Consider the following 16605-nt stretch of genomic DNA (forward strand, 5'->3'; position numbering starts at 1 on the left):
CTTGGCTGTAATACCAAAATCCCGAATTACTGCTTTGTCGATTTAGAAAAACAGAAATCAAAAAGATAATTAGTAAAGCACTTCCTAATAATATAAAATTCTGAAACAGTAAAATACAATCTGACATTTCCATTGGTTAGTTTTAGTAGTATAAATATATGTATTACAGACAATAACAAAAAACAAATTCTCTACAATTAGAGATTTACATTAAAATGAAACAGTACTGGTAAATTTTGAATCTCTGCAGCAATCGAATATATTAACGTTTTTAAAATTTTAACATTCCTTAACTAAACCTTGGCTTCATAATTGAAATTATCATTGTCTAGACTTCAAAAGTTTAAGAGATAGAAAAATTTGAGTTATGAAAAATATAGTTTTAGCAGGAGTGATCTCAATATTTACATTGACCGCCTGTAAGAAAGATGATAATAAAGTTGCTGAAAAAACATTAGAACAGCAGAAACTGGAGTTTCAGGCAAGACAGCTTGATATCGAAAAGCAAAAGTTGGCAATCGAGAGAGAAAGATTTGCCTACGAGGCACAAAAGAAAAGCGATAGTATAGCTGAAGTTGAAAAAGCTAAAACAGCAGCTGCCGCAAAACCTCAGGTAATCAAAGAAACCAAAACAATATACAGAGATGCGCCTTCTTCTAATAATGGAAGCCAGGCAAGCAACTCTTCATCACAAGGAACTACAACAGCTAAGAAAAAAGGGATAAGTGAAGCTGCAAAAGGTACCGCAATTGGTGTAGTAAGTGGTGCTGCTCTGGGAGCAATTGTTAATAAGAAAAACCGTGGTGGTGGTGCCGTAGTTGGTGGTATTATCGGGGGTGCAACAGGATATACTTTAGGTAGATCACAAGATAGAAAAAGTGGTCGTGTACAACCCAAATAATTAAATATTTTCAAAAACATGAAAGATTGCTTATTTTTAGGCAATCTTTTTTTATGCTATTAATCCTATTCTCCGCAATTTTTCTAATCACAACTTTAATGGGCTGGGGTAAACTGGCTGAAATTATAGTTGGGAAAAATCTATCCGGAATCTCAGGGAAAACCTTAACCGGGATCTTCTCGATCGGCTTAATTTTCACGGTCTTATCATTTTTTGTTCCGCTGAATTTATACGTTGAAATGCCTGCAATTCTAATCGGGATTTTTTACTTTTTTAAAGACAAACTTTATACAAATTGTTTTAAAATTTCAAAAAGAGATTCCATCGTTTTGGGTGTTTTAGTAATATTGATCTTGTTTTCAGGCTCTTTTTATCCTTTTATTGCAGACCATTTCGGATATTATGTTCCTACAATAAAATGGCTCACAGAATATGGCTTGGTTAAAGGTATTTCAAATCTCGATCTGGTACTGGGACAGATGTCGGTTTGGCATATTATACAGGCAGGGTTCAGTAATTTTGCAGATCCTTTTCTTAAGCTTAATGCCGTTTTATTGATTATATACGGAATGTATATTGTCGAGAATAAAAGCTGGGTTCAAATTATTTTCATTCCCATTTTACTTGTTTTTTCACAATCGCCAAGCCCGGATCTTCCCGCAATTGTATTTTCTCTGATTATTTTAAATGAAATTTTATCCGGAAACAAAAACCTTTCTTTTTTATTCGCATTTTCTGTTTTTACTTTCTCAATTAAACCAACCGTGATCTGGTTGCCGCTTTTCGTACTGCTCTATTCTATTTTCATTTCTAAATTTCAGTATAAAAAACTTATCTTCGGATCATTGGTTTTTCTTCTATTTATCATAAAAAATATTTGGACATTTGGGTATCCTGTTTTTCCTTTTACGATATTTGATTTAGGAATTTCCTGGAAACCCAATCCGGAACTTTTAAAAGCATCATCACAATTTGCCAAAGTAAAAACTTTTGATGAGCAGTATTCTTATGCCGAAATTTTAAAATTCTCATGGCTTGATTATATTAAAAACTGGCTTTTTCTGGACGGAATCAAATCAGTTATCAACATTTCTTTCGTTACAAGTTTAATAGGATTCACTGTGTTTTCTATTATTAAAAGAAAAAAAATCATCAGTTTAATTTGTATTTCAATATTGATTAAAAGCATTTTGGTATTACTTTTTTCTGCACAATACCGTTTCTTCATCGATGTATTTTTCGTTATGTTTTTCGTAGTCTTTTTCGAAAGTTTAAATAAGAAATATGCGCTTTTAATTGGTTCGGGTTTAGCTATAATTTTTGTAAGTCTTTTTTCCTATCCAAAAATCGTTCAGCACTTCATCCCAAGTTTTAGATTGGGTAGAAACTTAACTCAATTCGAAGTAAAACAGGTTTTAAAGCCTTCTTACTATATCTATAATCAATACAATTCTTTTAAAATTGGTGATCTTAAATTTAACGTTTCAAAAAGATATCCTTTCAGTTTTGACACTCCTATTCCTGCAATCTCCGAAAGCTATATTATTGATTATCAAAAAGAAATGTTTTTCCCACAACTCATTGATAAAAAGAACCTGAAAAAGGGTTTTATCTGGAAGAAGCTTAATATTAAAGAAAAAAAGGAAGTCGACAAAACAATCGAAATCATCAAAAAGAGTTATCAGTAAACCAATTGCCAAAGGCTTTATTATCTGAATAAAAAACGGTAATTTTGTAGTATGTTCAATACTTTAGGTAATCTTCTCAGCCTTACCACATTTGGCGAGAGTCACGGCGCAGCTTACGGCGGAATCATCAATAATTTCCCGGCAGGTCTGGAAGTCGATTTCGAAAAAATTCAATATGAGCTGGATCGCAGAAAACCCGGTCAATCAGCAATCGTTACCCAACGAAAAGAAAGTGATACCGTACAATTTCTTTCCGGAATTTTCGATGGTAAAACCACGGGAACTCCAATTGGCTTTTTGATCGAAAATGAAAATCAGAAATCAAAAGATTATGATCATATTGCGACTTCTTATCGCCCAAGTCATGCAGATTTCACGTACGATCAGAAATTCGGAATCAGAGATTATCGCGGCGGCGGAAAATCTTCTGCAAGAGAAACCATCAATTGGGTGGTTGCCGGAGCTTTAGCAAAACAACTTTTAAAAGATATTGAAATTAACGCTTATGTTTCTTCCGTAGGTGAAATTTTCTGTGTAAAACCTTATCAGGATTTAGATTTTTCTAAAACTGAAAGCAATGAAGTACGTTGTCCCGATACCGAAACTGCCGAAAAAATGATTTCAAAAATTAAAGAGATCAAAAAAGAAGGCAACACCATTGGCGGTACGATTACCTGCGTCATCAAAAATGTTCCTGTGGGAATTGGTGAACCGGTTTTTTCTAAACTTCAGGCCGAACTGGCAAAAGCAATGCTTAACATCAATGCCTGCAAAGGTTTTGAATATGGAAGCGGATTTTGTGGTGCGAAAATGACCGGAAGTGAGCACAATGATGAATTTAACACCGATTTTTCTACTAAATCAAATCTTTCAGGTGGAATTCAGGGTGGAATTTCCAACGGAATGGATATCTATTTCCGTGTTGCTTTCAAACCTGTAGCAACCATTTTGAGACCTCAAAATAGCGTTAATAAAGACGGAAATGCAGTAACGGTAGAAGGAAAAGGAAGACACGATCCTTGTGTGGTGCCGAGAGCGGTTCCCGTGGTGGAAAGTTTAGCCGCATTTGTTTTAGCTGATCTGTTTCTGATCAATAAAACACGAAATATTAATCATTTTTAAATTTAATTTTAGTAATAATGAAAAATTACTGGGACAAAGCCATATCATTTGAAGAATATCTTCAAAATGCCAACGAAAGACTTGAAAATCCTGCGACTCCGCACGATGCTGAATATAAGATGTATTACGAGCTTGGGATCCAGAGAATGGATAGAACGCTGAAAAAATTTGTCATCGACGAAGAACAGATCAATGAGCTTACATCAAAAAATTTCAACGGGAAGATTTTAATTATATCTGAAGCCTGGTGCGGTGATGCCAGTGCGACGGTTCCTGCTTTGGCGAAGTTTTTTGAGGGTCATAATGAAGTGAAAATCTTCTTGAGAGACAGCGATAAAAGTTTAATTAATCAGTTTTTGACCAACGGAACAGAGTCTATTCCGAAAGTTATTATTTTAGATGAAAACTTTAATGTGAAAAATTCTTGGGGACCACGTCCAAAATTCGGGCATGAATTATTATTAAAATTTAAAGCCGATCCTGAAGCCTATCCAAGAGAGAGTTTTTACAACGATCTTCAGGTATATTATTCCAGAAACAGAGGCAAAGATGCCATTCAGGAAATTTTAGAATTACTGTAAATATATATCTATGAAAAAACTGACTACTTACGTTGTTATCCTCGTAGTTTTAGGCGTTATTTTTTTTGTTCCCGGAATACGTAATTTTCTAAAAGATCAATTTTTCCCAATTGCTACGATAGAAAATGCGGTACACATCAGTGATGAAGATTACGATGTCGACTTGCAGGGCATCAACGTACCGAGTACCAATCTGAAAAACTTTAAGAACAAACCTGTTTTTCTGAATTTTTGGGGAACATGGTGTCCTCCGTGCAGAAAAGAGTGGCCGTCAATACAAAGATTGTACGATAGAAGAAAAGAAAATATAGATTTTGTTTTGATCGCAATGAAAGATGAAGAAGCTACCGTAAGAAAATTTCTAAAAGAAAATAATTACACTGTTCCGGTGTATATCGCACAAAGCCCGATCTCTGAAAAGATACTTCCAAAAGCTTTTCCTACGACCTTTCTTCTTGATAAGAGCGGAAGAATTTTGATTAAAGAAGATGCTGCAACTGACTGGGATGCAGAATCTATTCATCAGTTTATAGATAATATTGTTAAATAACTTTAACTAAAATTTTGATTAAGTTGGTACAAATTTTGCGAATTTCAAAGAGTTGAAAATTATTTTAAAAGCAAACACAAAATGAAATATTCAAAACTCAGTCTTGCCAAAGAGGCAATTGCCCACAAAGGCTTCGTAAAAAAAATACCCGATATTTTCAGAATGATGAATATGTGGAGAAAAGGGATGTATCCGGTAAAAGCAATCGATCTTATTTTACCGTTGGTTGGTCTTCTTTATGTAATTTCTCCTATAGATATCATTCCAGATTTTATTATTGTAGCAGGAGTTTTAGATGACTTGGCAGTTTTATCTTTAGCTATTCCTAAGCTAATCAGGGAAGTGGATAAGTTTTTACTTTGGGAAGCCGAACAAAAGTACAGTACAAACGGTGGGAAAATCATTGATGCAGAAATCGTTTAAATAATTTAACTAAACATCCTTTCGGGGATGTTTTTTTAATACGCACTTCTTAATCAAGATGATTTTTAAACATTAAGGAAATTAAATTTTTAAGAATTAACTCAATTAAGACTTTTTTATGTTTTACTAAAGTAAATCATTAAGCAACATCCCTAAATCATTTATTGATTCTTAACAATTCTTCAACTGTTAATGCTCTTAATGGTAAATTTTAAAATCTCTTTTATAGCAAAATTCATAATTCACAATTGACTTTAACATCAAATCCTTAAATTTGCACTATCTAATAAAAAATTAATGGAAAGTAAGAAAGAATTCTTTTTGGAGTGTTACAAACTGGGCATCATCAAATTCGGAAGATTTACATTAAAAAGCGGTATCGAAAGCCCGTTTTATGTAGACCTAAGACCTTTGGCATCAGATCCTAAAATTTTAAAAAACCTAGCCAATTATTTACTGGAAATGCTTCCTTTAGATAATTTTGATCTGATTTGCGGAGTTCCTTACGCAGCACTTCCTATGGCAACTGCAATGTCACTGGAAAGCTACATCCCATTAATTATAAAAAGAAAAGAAGCAAAAGAGTACGGAACAAAAAAAATGATCGAAGGAATTTACCAGAAAGGGCAAAACTGCCTGTTGGTAGAAGATGTCATCACTTCCGGGAAATCTTTGATCGAGACCATTGCTGAAGTAGAACAGGAAGATCTTAAAGTAGCCGACATCGTTGTGGTTTTAGACAGAGAGCAAGGCGGAAAACAGCTTTTGGAAAGCAAAGGTTTCAGAGTTCATACTTTATTTAATATTTCTGAAGTTTGTACTATTCTTCAGGAAAACGGTGAATTGAGCGATGACGAAGTAAAAAGAATTCAGGATTTTTTGCAGGGAAATCATATTCAGTTTGAAGAAAAGAAAAGACTTTCTTACCAGGAAAAATTTGAAAATGCCCAGCATTCTGTTTCAAAAAAGTTATTAGAAACCGCATTAGCCAAAGAATCAAACCTGATTGCGTCGGCTGATGTCACAACTACCCAAGAGCTATTGGAACTGGCTGAAAAAGTGGGACCAAATATTATTGCTTTAAAAACACATATCGATATTATTTCAGATTTCGATTATCAAAATACGATCGTTCCTTTGAAAGAATTGGCTACAAAGCACAACTTCTTACTGATGGAAGACAGAAAATTTGCCGACATCGGAAATACACAGGAACTACAGTTCACAAGCGGAGTTTTCAAAATTACAGACTGGGCAGATTTTGTAACTTCACAGGTTATTGGAGGTTTCGAATCTTTAGACTGCTTCAAAAATGTAGGTGTTGTTGCCATTATCGGAATGTCTTCAAAAGGTACTTTAACGACAAACAGCTACAGAGAAGAGGCTTTAAAAATAGCTTTATCTCATCCCAACGTAATTGGCGGAGTTTCTCAAAATGCACTTCCTGAAGAAATTTTATTATTTACTCCAGGAGTTAATTTAGCAGATTCAGGTGACGGAAAAGGTCAGCAGTACAATACTCCGGATCATGTTTTCAAAACACTTCACACCGATTTTATCATCGTAGGAAGAGGAATTTACAAATCTGAAGATCCCGCAGAAGCTGCTCTTACATATAAAAACGAAGGTTGGAACGCCTATTTAGCTTCATTATAAAATAAATAAATCACTATTTGCTCTCATGTACTTGGGAGCAAATTTTATTTTATGGAGCACATAGAATACTTCTTATTTTTAATAAATGTTAACTAAAAATCATAAGAATTGTATCTAAAATACGTTATATTTGAAGCTTTATTGAGATATTGAAAAAGTTTAGCATTGGCCTTTTTTTGATTTGGGGAGTTGTACAGGTTTCTGCACAAAAGGATAGTATTTACATTCATGCAAAATTATCGAAGGACAGAAAAACGCTTGAAATCAATCAGGATATTGTCTATCATAATCATTCTGATAAAGCTCTGAACAACATTAAACTTCTCAACTGGATCGCTGCATACAACAAAAGAGGAACTTCTCTAGTGTACAGAAAACTGGAAGACCGCAACAACAGTCTTCATTTTGCAAAACAGAAAGAGCTAGGAAAAGTTTTAGAACTCAACATTAAAACTACAGAAAACCAACCTGTTGTAGTCTCCAATACTTCCGAAGAAAATTTATTTCTTAATTTAAATGAAGCGTTACCAACAGGAAAAAGCATTAAGTTTCAACTGCAATATAAACTGCAGCTTCCTGACAAAAAATTTACCGGTTACGGCACTTCCGAGCAGGATATTGCACTAAAATATTTCTTTATTGTTCCCGATCATTTTGATCCGGAGAATATTTCCGGAAGAGATTATCACGATATTGAAGAATCTGTAAACTTCAACACGTATTGGTCGGTTGATTTTGATACTCCTACAAATTCTTTTATCCAAAGTAATCTTCAGCAGATACAGCCTAATTCGTTTAAAGGATATTTAGATTCGGATCCCGAATTTATTATTTCAAAGAATAATTTTCCAACGATAAAAGTAAATACAGATGATATTAAGACCGAAATAAAATTTGGATACAATATCAGCAAACAGGACATTCAGAATCTTGAGTTTTACCTTCCGTTGCAATTGAGATTCATTAAAGATAAAATCGGTTTTGTACCTGAACAGCTTTTTATTTCGGAGAAATTCAGAGCAAAAGAAGATTTTTTCGGAAATAATGATATTAAATTCTGGAAATTTAGGTTTAAATTATTTTCGGATGCTGAAAATATCGATTTGGACTACTTTGGAATCATCTCAAAGAAAATTCTTGATGAAAGCATCATAACCGATAAACAAGAAAATCATTGGTTCAAAAATGGTTTAAAATCATATCTTGAAATTCAGTATCTCAAAAAATTCTATGGAGACGCAAAACTCCTTGGAAATCTTCCTGAGACCAGTTTGTTAGGAATTAAACCTTTAAAATTATTCCATGCTTCAAGGGTAAAATTATTAGATCGTTACGGTTTGGCTTACCAATATATCATGTCTCAGAATCTCGATCAGAAAATCGATGAGCCTTTTTCTGTCTTGAGTAACTTTAACGACATGGCGATTAGCAGTTTTGAAACGGGAAGTCTTTTCAGTTATTCTGCCGATAAAATGGGTGAAGAAAAATTTAACAGCTTATTAAAAAACTACATCGCTGAAAATACGGATAAACAAGCTTACCCGGAAGATTTTTTAGATCAACTTGCAAAAGAAGAACCTTCAACGTCATATCTGAAAGGATTTTTAAAGCAGAAAAACAGAGTCAATTTTAAACTGAAGAATTTCAGAGTAAATAATGATTTGCTTGATATTAAAATTGCAAAAAATACAGATGAAGCGATCCCTGTAAAGCTGGAAACCCAAACCAGAAGCGGCGACAGAACTTCTTACTGGATAGAAACCGAAGAGAATGAAAAACTGAAAACGGTAAGTCTTCCGTCACAAGATATTTATAAAATCACTTTAAATAACGATTATATATTTCCGGAAGCGAATTACAGAGATAACTTTCTTTATACAAAAGGATTATTTTCGAATGCAAAAAAAGTTAAATTTAAACTCATAAAAGATATTCCGAATCCTGAGTTTAATGAAATATACCTGAATCCAAGAATACGTTTCACCAATACTTACGATAAATTTTTGATCGGTGTGAATTTTAAAAACCAATCACTTTTTGATCAGAAATTTCTGTATTCATTAACTCCGTCATTCAGTACAGGAACAGGAAAAATGACAGGCTCGGGATCAGTTTCCTACTCTTTTCTGCCTGCAGAAAGTGTGATTCAGAGATTGACTTTTGGGGTTTCGGGATCCTATTTCCATTACGATTATGATCTGGCTTATCAGAAAAATTCACTGTACTCGAATATTAATTTCCGAAAAAATCCGAGAAGTACGGTAAGCCGTGGTTTAGGAATTTCTTACACTTATTTTGAACGTGATCTTAACGCTAAAATGATTGCCAACCGTGATTACGACAAGTATAATCTTTGGACAGTTGGGTATGGCTACACCGATAATCAGATGATTCACGAGAAAAGCTTCAGTCTGAGTACTCAGGGAATGGAAGATTACAACAAAATTACTGCGGAAGGTTTTTACAGATGGGAATTTGCACCAAGACAGAAGCTTAGCTTAAGGCTTTTTGCCGGATATTTTGTCAGAAACGAAACCCGGAACAATACGTTTAATTATGGAATTTCAAGGGTTTCAGATTATTCTTTTTCATACAATCTTTTAGGACAAAGTGCATCAAGTGGAATTTTATCCCAACAGTTTATTTTAGCTGATGGTGGTTTTAAATCTTTCATTCCGGGAACCGTTAATCAATGGATTACTTCTTTCAATGTAGACTCCAGCGTTTGGAAAATTTTCCATGTATATGCAGATGCCGGTGTATATAAAAACAAAAATAACCCAACACAGTTTATCTGGGACAGCGGTTTGAAAGTCCGTTTAATCCCTGATTTTCTTGAAATCTACCTTCCGGTGCAGTCTTCTTTAGGTTTTGAGCCCGGCTTTAAAGACTATGGAAAAAGAATACGATATACTTTGGTTCTGAATCTGAGTACGATCATTAATGCAGCGAGGAGAGGCTGGTATTAAAATAAAAAAGAGTTGTCTGACGACAACTCCTTAATATAAATTTAATCTATAATTAATCTTTCAAAATCTTCTGAGAAACCGGTTGATTATTCACCAATCCTGTTACAATATAATTACCTTTTTGTAATTCAGCAACATTTAAAGAAGCTCCATCTTTTACAGAAGCTGTTTTTACCAACTGACCAGATAATGTATATACTTTTAGGTTTTTCACTTCTGCATCGAAAATAATTTCATCATTTTTAACCAGTGAATTTTTGATAAACCCTGCTTTTTTAGAGAGATTATTGATATCATTTACCGCTAAAGTTCCCGATGTTGATTGTGGCGTAGGTAAAGTCGCCGTAAAATCTACATTGTTATTATTGGTATCCCCAATCGTTCTGGAAATCGAATTTAAAATGGTTGGCGACGGAGCTGACCCCGCACCTTCAAACTGATTTGCCGAACCGTAGCCTACAAAGTCTAACACATTGGTAGAAGTTGGTGACGTAACCTGCGTTGCATTACTCGCTAAAGCGACTTTTCCAGAAGTAAGTGAAAGACCAATACCAACACCGACACCAGGTGAACCATCAAAATTCAAAAGAACAGTTACAATAAGGTTGGGGTTAAGTAAATTAACGAGTCCGCCTAAACCATCAGAGCCTTGCTGAATTAAGTACGTCTGTCCCGGAGTCAACGTAATGTTAGGTATCGTGTTGTACTGAGTAAAAGCGCCACTGGAAGATGCATATTGAATAGTTGCGCCATTGAGAGAAGCATTAGAAGAACCAATATTTTTCAATTCTATGAAATCATTTGTAATGGCTGCTCCTAAAAGCCCGCCACCTGTATAAATTTCATTAATAACAATCTGAGCATTAGAAAATGCTGTCATCGAAACAAGTCCGATAAAAGTAAATACTTTTTTCATAATGTGATATTTTGGTTAATTCATAATAATTTATACAAAATTAATACCATATTAATAATAATATACCACATATTTTAAATTTAATAAATATAAAAAAGTAAACAAGCACAAAAAAACCGCCTCCAAGAAGCGGTTTATAATTATTTTTGATTAGAAAATCAGATTAGTTCTTTAAAATTTTCTGAGAAACAGCTTGGTTATTTACTGTCCCGGTAACGATAAAGTTTCCTTCAGCTAATTCAGCAATATTTAAAGTTCCGTTTGCTTTTACAGATGCAGTTTTTACCAGTTGACCTGTTAAAGTATAAATTTTCACATCTTTTGCATCAGCTCCAAAAGTAATCTCGTCATTTTTTACGAAAGTGTTTTTCACGAAATTTGTTTTAGATTTATTAAAATCTGCTACAGCTAAAGTACCAGCTAATGGTGTTAAAGATAAATTATCAACTGCCAATAAACAATCTGATCCAAAATCATCAGCATCTGACCATTTAATCCATACAGAACCTCCATTAGCAACATTCAACCCTGTAATACTAAAATTCTTCGCTAGTTGATTAGCAGCAGCATTTCCATCCACAGGGGCTGCAGCTGTTGTAGTTGTCAAAATCTCAGTTAAATTCCCCGCAGTCATTGGCGTCCAAGTTGCAGCTGCATCATCAATACTTGTTGCATTGGTACTATAAGAAAACACTACAATTTCATTAACAGTCGCATTACTTCCACTTCTCCATTGCTCTTCAGTAAAAGAAACATTAATTGCAGTAATTGCAGAACCTGTATTATTTGTTAATTGTGCTCCAAATGCAGGAACTGTAGAACCTGAAGATATACTTCCCAAAGCCCTGTCTGCAGCCGATGCAGCTCCAACACTATATACAGCACCTGAATTAGCACTACCATTATCTACAACTGGCGATAATGCTTGACCAACCGTACCAGATCCTGATGCTCTGTAAGCACTCCATCCCGTTGGTAAAGTCGTTCCCATCCCATCAAAATTTTGTGTAACAGCTGTTCCAACTGTTGTAAGGCTAATTTGTGCAAAAGACAATGTAGAAGCTAGTGCAATAGCTAAAAAATAAATTTTTTTCATAACGTAATTTTTAATTATTAATAATTTACATTGCAAAATTACCCTGTTTTTTGCATTTGAGATAATATTTAGATTAATTTTCTGTTAATAATTCTAAAAACAAAACTGTTCATATTTTTTAGTTATTTTTACCACTTATTTTTAAGAGACTTGCGGAATTCTATTCTGATATTCGTTCTTTTTTTCATGGGCTTATCACTGAATAATGCCCAAATATTTACATGGAAAAATCCCAATATTCCGAAAGACTCTATTTCGTCTAACAATGACAGTATTTTAGCTAAAAAAAAAGACAGTATTCTGGCTTTTAAATTCGGACAGGATATTTTCGCAAAAGACACAATGGATTTTGTGAAAACCAGCAACAGAATTATTGTAGACGAAGCGGTACTTGCCAAAAATGATTCTAAAAGATTTTTAGGAGAATTAAACTCAAAAGGTTCTATTATCCGCGGGATCACTTTCGGTAACAATCAGGGACAATCGGTGCAAAGTTCGATGGATCTTCAGATCTCCGGCAGGCTTTCAAAAGATGTAACAGTTTTGGCGAGTATTTCTGATCATAATTTACCGATTCAGGCGGATGGATACACGCAAACATTAGAAGAATTCGACAAAATTTATATGCAGCTTAATATTAAGGATAAATCTATTCTTAGAGCCGGACATTTAGATTTAGTAGATTCCAAAAATTATTTCGCCAAATATCAACGGCGAAGCATGGGTCTTCAGTTTCAGACACAATTTGGAACCGATAATAAAACTTTCGTTGATATTTCGGCAGGTGTGGCACGAAGTGAGTTTCACAGAATTCGTTTTCAGGGTATTGAAGGAAACCAGGGGCCTTATCGTTTAACCGGGAAAAACGGTGAACAGTTTATCACACTAATTTCAGGTTCCGAGCAGGTTTTCATTGATGGTATTTTGATGAAACGTGGCGAAAACCAGGATTATATCATTAATTACAATACCGGAGAAGTTACTTTTACCAGTTTCAGACCAATTTTCCAGCAGAATTTTATTACAATTTCTTTTAATTATGCCAACAGAAATTATTCCCGCTATTTATTTACCGGAAAAGTTGAGCACCAAAGAGAAAAATTAAAATTAGGTTTAAACTGGTTTATGGAGAATGATAATAAAAATGCTCCATTGGCTTTAAATCTATCGAAAGAAGACGAACAGATTTTAGCAGATGCCGGAAACGACACCAATTTAATGTATGCGCCTTCAGGGGTTGTTGCAGAATATGACGTCAACAAAATTCTTTACAGCCTTGTTCAAAATCCCAATGGAAATTATTATCAGTTTTCAACCGATGCAGCGCAGACTTTATATCAGGTTTCATTTACTTATTTCGGAGCCAATCTGGGAGATTACAAATTAACCCAAACCACCAATAACGGACGGGTTTTTGAATATGTAGGCCCGAATTTAGGAGATTACCGTGCCGTAAGAAAACTTCCTTCGCCGCAGAAAGCTCAGGTGTATACTTTTAACTCTGAATACTTGCTGAAAGATGGTAAAATAGGTGCTGATATCTCGATGAGTAATTACGACATCAATTTGTTTTCATCAAAAGATTCTGATCAGAATTTGGGATATGCTGCAAGGATTTTCGGGAATAAAACATTTACCAAAAACAATTGGAAAGGTACTCCAAGCTTTGAGTATCAATATATCGATAAGCAGTTTCATATTTTAGACCGTATCAATGATGTAGAATTTTCTCGTGACTTCAACTTAGCGCAGGAGTTTAATGGATTGACGCAAAACCGTTTCATCTTTAGCTTTTTAAATAAATGGAACAATAAATCGACCTTAAATTACCGCATCAACTATCTCGACGAACAAGATTCTTATAAAGGAACCAAAAACGATCTCGATTTCAACTGGCTAAAAGGAAAGTTCAACACAAAAGGTAACTTGTCTTATCTTAACACCAATGCTATTCTGCAAGACACAAAATTCATCCGTGGAGGCGCAGGAACCGAATACACCGGTAAAAAAGGAAGCTGGGCAGTTGGCGGAAGTATGGAACACAACGAAAAAAAATACAACGACACTCAATTGATGGATGTCACAAGTTTTAGCTGGAGAGAACTTTTCGTTCAGAAAAAAATCGGCGACAGCACAAGAACGAAACTTTTAGCGAAGATGTACGTAAGAGAAAATGACTCGGTGCGTGACAACAGACTTCAAAACACAAACAGGATTTTAGGTTTCATGGCAGAAAGCCAACTTATTAAAACCGAAAAAACGACCTTAAACGCTTTGATTCATTACAGAAAATTCTTCTATAAAGATGATATTGTAGATGTAGATCAAAACAAAGATTTTGTTGTAGGTAATATTTTGTACAATCAGCAGCTTTTCAAAAACGGGATGCGACTTCAGGCATTCTACGAATTAGGAAACGGACAGGAAGCGCAAAGAGAGTTTCAGTACATCAAAGTAACAGACGGGCAGGGAATTTATAAATGGACCGATTACAACGGTGACGGAGTGCAACAGCTCGACGAATTTGAGATTGCAGAATACTCTGATCTCGCTCAATATATCAGAATCTACACAAATTCGGTGCGGTATATTCCTTCCAACAAAAACAAGTTGCAGTTGGCATTGTTCGTCAATCCGTCGGTCGTTTTCAGTTCGGAAAATAAATTTTTAAAACGCTGGAATTTTAACATATCATTAAATTCTCAGAATTCATTCTACAAAAAGGATAAAGTTTTAGTATTAAACCCTTTTGAAAAAGGCGAAAATCAGATCTTAAAAAACCAAAATATTCTGATGTCTGCACAGTTCAATCCTACCGAAAAATCTGGCTGGAACGGAAATTACCGATTTATACAAAACGACAACCTCATCAATGCCAATTTCAGTAATGAGGAGCGAAATCAGACTTCCCATTTTGTGAATATCGGATATTGGTTTAATAAAGAATTCAGAATCGATTGGGAAAACTCCGTTCATGATTTACAAAATTCATCGCAGCTATTTGCAACAAGAGATTACAGGCTGAATAATTTTGAGACAAAGCCAAAAGCCACCTATAAATTCACAGATGCTATACAGGCAGAATTTTCGTCAGCGTACCGTGAAAAACAGAGAAAAGACGGTGAAGAATTACTGAAAGCATTCGACATCACCGGAACGATCCAGTGGGAGCGCAAGAAAACGTCTATCCGTGGAAACTTCTCATTTATCAATAACGACTTTACGGGAAACAGCTTCAGCATTGTAGGAAACCAAATGCTTGATGGTTTAAAACCCGGAAAAAACCAAGTGTGGAGCGTTTTCGTTCAGCAGGCAATCAATTCTTTCTTGCAGCTGAATTTAAATTATGAAGGAAGAAATTCAGGTGAAAGAACCATACACATCGGAAGCATGCAGGTCAAGGCCAGTTTCTAGGAGCTATTTCCAGCTCTTCACTCTATCTTTTTTTGACCTAAGCTAATTCCCTCACTACAAAAAAGGATGCCGTTGCGATCTGGGCTAGTTTTCAAAAGATTAAGACCAACAAAATCTTTGTAATCTGTAAAATCTTATTTAACCTGATTTTGGGTTAAGCACTAATCGTAAACACTAACTTTTAGTCAAGTATATATTTTAACGCATGGTGAATTTTACTCTTTTATAATAAAATAAACAAAGAAGAATCAACAAGTTGATTTTATAAGCTTTTGCTCAAGCTTTGCGAAGAAAATTTCTTTGTCTTTGCTTTTTAAATAGATAGTTTAATGATAAAATCTTTGCGTTTAATGATTTAAAAACTATTATCAGAATCGCTTATCCCGAACTGAGGTTATTATTAAAAACAAAAGAGCCTTGAAAATCGAGTGATTAACAAGGCTCTTTGTAGACCCACAGGGATTCGAACCCCAACTGATGGTACCAAAAACCAGAGTGCTACCGTTACACCATGGGTCTGTATTTTTAGTGATGCAAATTTACAGATTTTTTCTTTATCTGCAAATCAATTTCTATTTTTTTTGATTTTTCTTTTACCTCATCAGCTTACTTTCAACATAATCATCTGTTTATTAGACGTTCTTCTCAATGATTCAATTTTTTAGAAAAAAAAATGAATTGAAGTCATATTAATTGGTAGACTTCAATTCATTATCATTTTTATTTGACATCAACGATACATCTTCTTACGGCTTCCAGAAGCTCCATACTGTACCGTTGAAAACAGCAAGCTGTTTGGCGGTGGTATCATACACCATCATTCCCGGTGCGGGATTAATGATATTAAGATGCGGGCTCGCAACTCTCGGAAGAATCATCGCCTTGTTGGTATCTTCTAAAACCAATATTCCCGGTGTAGCTGTCGGTGTACCGATTCTTACCACCGCATCAAGGTTTTCTGTCGTTACATTATTTTGTATCGTTACAAGATCTACAGCAGAGTTTAAAGGATCTATCGTGGTACCGGTGAGGTCTACCGAGAGATCTTTCCAGCCTGATATATTTTTTGTTTTCACTTTGTGATCAGAAAGGTCATAGACTACCGTTCCTTCAACGGCGCCAGAAACAGCACCTGTATTGGTTACTCAAGGAAGTATCATGCCCCGGTTTTCGTTTCCGAATTCTAAGGAAATGGAACTGTTTTGAACCGATCCTTTCCCTACTGCCACCTGAGCAGGAATCAACAGCGTACTCACAAGGAGTACTGCTGCTGAAGTTATAATATTATT

The 16605-nt window shown here is 34.8% G+C and carries 12 protein-coding genes and 1 tRNA gene; 9 read left to right on the forward strand and 4 right to left on the reverse strand.

From position 1 onward, the window contains the following. Positions 1–367: 367 nt before the first annotated feature. The 8 genes from EG358_RS17805 (at position 368) to EG358_RS17840 (ending at position 9890) form a co-directional block, all read left to right on the forward strand. Complete coding sequence (locus EG358_RS17805) at positions 368–901, forward strand: glycine zipper domain-containing protein (protein WP_076560965.1); 534 nt, start codon at positions 368–370, stop codon at positions 899–901. A gap of 98 nt (positions 902–999) precedes the next feature. Then, positions 1000–2589 carry an LIC_10190 family membrane protein gene (locus tag EG358_RS17810; protein WP_228421368.1) on the forward strand — a complete coding sequence of 530 codons (1590 nt, stop codon included), beginning with the start codon at positions 1000–1002 and terminating at the stop codon, positions 2587–2589. 51 nt (positions 2590–2640) lie between these two features. Continuing rightward, a complete protein-coding gene (gene aroC, locus EG358_RS17815; protein ID WP_076560963.1) occupies positions 2641–3711 on the forward strand; it encodes a chorismate synthase in 1071 nt (356 codons plus the stop codon). Between the two features lie 17 nt (positions 3712–3728). After that, positions 3729–4292 carry a thioredoxin family protein gene (locus EG358_RS17820; RefSeq protein ID WP_076560962.1) on the forward strand — a complete coding sequence of 188 codons (564 nt, stop codon included), beginning with the start codon at positions 3729–3731 and terminating at the stop codon, positions 4290–4292. Between the two features lie 10 nt (positions 4293–4302). Beyond that, entirely contained in the window at positions 4303–4842 is a 540-nt protein-coding gene (locus EG358_RS17825; RefSeq protein WP_076560961.1) for a TlpA family protein disulfide reductase, read from the forward strand. An 81-nt stretch (positions 4843–4923) separates the two neighbouring features. Next, on the forward strand, positions 4924–5265 hold the full coding sequence (locus EG358_RS17830) for a DUF1232 domain-containing protein (RefSeq protein WP_076560960.1): 342 nt from the start codon (positions 4924–4926) through the stop codon (positions 5263–5265). 297 nt (positions 5266–5562) lie between these two features. Beyond that, on the forward strand, positions 5563–6921 hold the full coding sequence (pyrF, locus tag EG358_RS17835; protein WP_076560958.1) for an orotidine-5'-phosphate decarboxylase: 1359 nt from the start codon (positions 5563–5565) through the stop codon (positions 6919–6921). A gap of 149 nt (positions 6922–7070) precedes the next feature. Further along, positions 7071–9890 carry a gluzincin family metallopeptidase gene (locus tag EG358_RS17840; RefSeq protein ID WP_076560955.1) on the forward strand — a complete coding sequence of 940 codons (2820 nt, stop codon included), beginning with the start codon at positions 7071–7073 and terminating at the stop codon, positions 9888–9890. A 52-nt stretch (positions 9891–9942) separates the two neighbouring features. Here the strand turns inward: EG358_RS17840 and EG358_RS17845 are convergent, their stop codons facing one another. Next, the gene (locus EG358_RS17845) at positions 9943–10806 is read right to left on the reverse strand and encodes a lamin tail domain-containing protein (protein ID WP_076560953.1); all 864 of its coding nucleotides are present in this window, start codon (positions 10804–10806) and stop codon (positions 9943–9945) included. Positions 10807–10969: 163 nt separating this feature from the next. Further along, positions 10970–11902, reverse strand: coding sequence for a T9SS type A sorting domain-containing protein (locus EG358_RS17850; RefSeq protein WP_076560950.1), 933 nt, complete (start codon positions 11900–11902; stop codon positions 10970–10972). Between the two features lie 186 nt (positions 11903–12088). Between EG358_RS17850 and EG358_RS17855 the strand changes: the two genes are divergently transcribed. Continuing rightward, complete coding sequence (locus EG358_RS17855; RefSeq protein WP_076560948.1) at positions 12089–15316, forward strand: hypothetical protein; 3228 nt, start codon at positions 12089–12091, stop codon at positions 15314–15316. Positions 15317–15764: 448 nt separating this feature from the next. Here EG358_RS17855 and EG358_RS17860 read toward each other — a convergent pair. Further along, positions 15765–15835 (reverse strand) — tRNA-Gln (locus EG358_RS17860). Between the two features lie 227 nt (positions 15836–16062). Beyond that, complete coding sequence (locus EG358_RS19890) at positions 16063–16392, reverse strand: hypothetical protein (RefSeq protein WP_228421366.1); 330 nt, start codon at positions 16390–16392, stop codon at positions 16063–16065. Between the last annotated feature and the right edge of the window lie 213 nt (positions 16393–16605).

Source organism: Chryseobacterium indoltheticum, assembly GCF_003815915.1.
GTDB classification, from domain to species: domain Bacteria; phylum Bacteroidota; class Bacteroidia; order Flavobacteriales; family Weeksellaceae; genus Chryseobacterium; species Chryseobacterium indoltheticum.

What these genes read in the sequence shown, in the direction of transcription:
- EG358_RS17805 (WP_076560965.1), top strand. Translation starts at nt 368, where the DNA reads ATGAAAAATATAGTTTTAGCAGGAGTGATCTCAATATTTACATTGACC.
- pyrF (WP_076560958.1), top strand. Translation starts at nt 5,563, where the DNA reads ATGGAAAGTAAGAAAGAATTCTTTTTGGAGTGTTACAAACTGGGCATC.
- EG358_RS17830 (WP_076560960.1), top strand. Translation starts at nt 4,924, where the DNA reads ATGAAATATTCAAAACTCAGTCTTGCCAAAGAGGCAATTGCCCACAAA.
- EG358_RS17820 (WP_076560962.1), top strand. Translation starts at nt 3,729, where the DNA reads ATGAAAAATTACTGGGACAAAGCCATATCATTTGAAGAATATCTTCAA.
- EG358_RS17810 (WP_228421368.1), top strand. Translation starts at nt 1,000, where the DNA reads ATGGGCTGGGGTAAACTGGCTGAAATTATAGTTGGGAAAAATCTATCC.
- EG358_RS17825 (WP_076560961.1), top strand. Translation starts at nt 4,303, where the DNA reads ATGAAAAAACTGACTACTTACGTTGTTATCCTCGTAGTTTTAGGCGTT.
- EG358_RS17845 (WP_076560953.1), bottom strand. Translation starts at nt 10,806, where the DNA reads ATGAAAAAAGTATTTACTTTTATCGGACTTGTTTCGATGACAGCATTT.
- EG358_RS17850 (WP_076560950.1), bottom strand. Translation starts at nt 11,902, where the DNA reads ATGAAAAAAATTTATTTTTTAGCTATTGCACTAGCTTCTACATTGTCT.
- EG358_RS17855 (WP_076560948.1), top strand. Translation starts at nt 12,089, where the DNA reads ATGGGCTTATCACTGAATAATGCCCAAATATTTACATGGAAAAATCCC.
- aroC (WP_076560963.1), top strand. Translation starts at nt 2,641, where the DNA reads ATGTTCAATACTTTAGGTAATCTTCTCAGCCTTACCACATTTGGCGAG.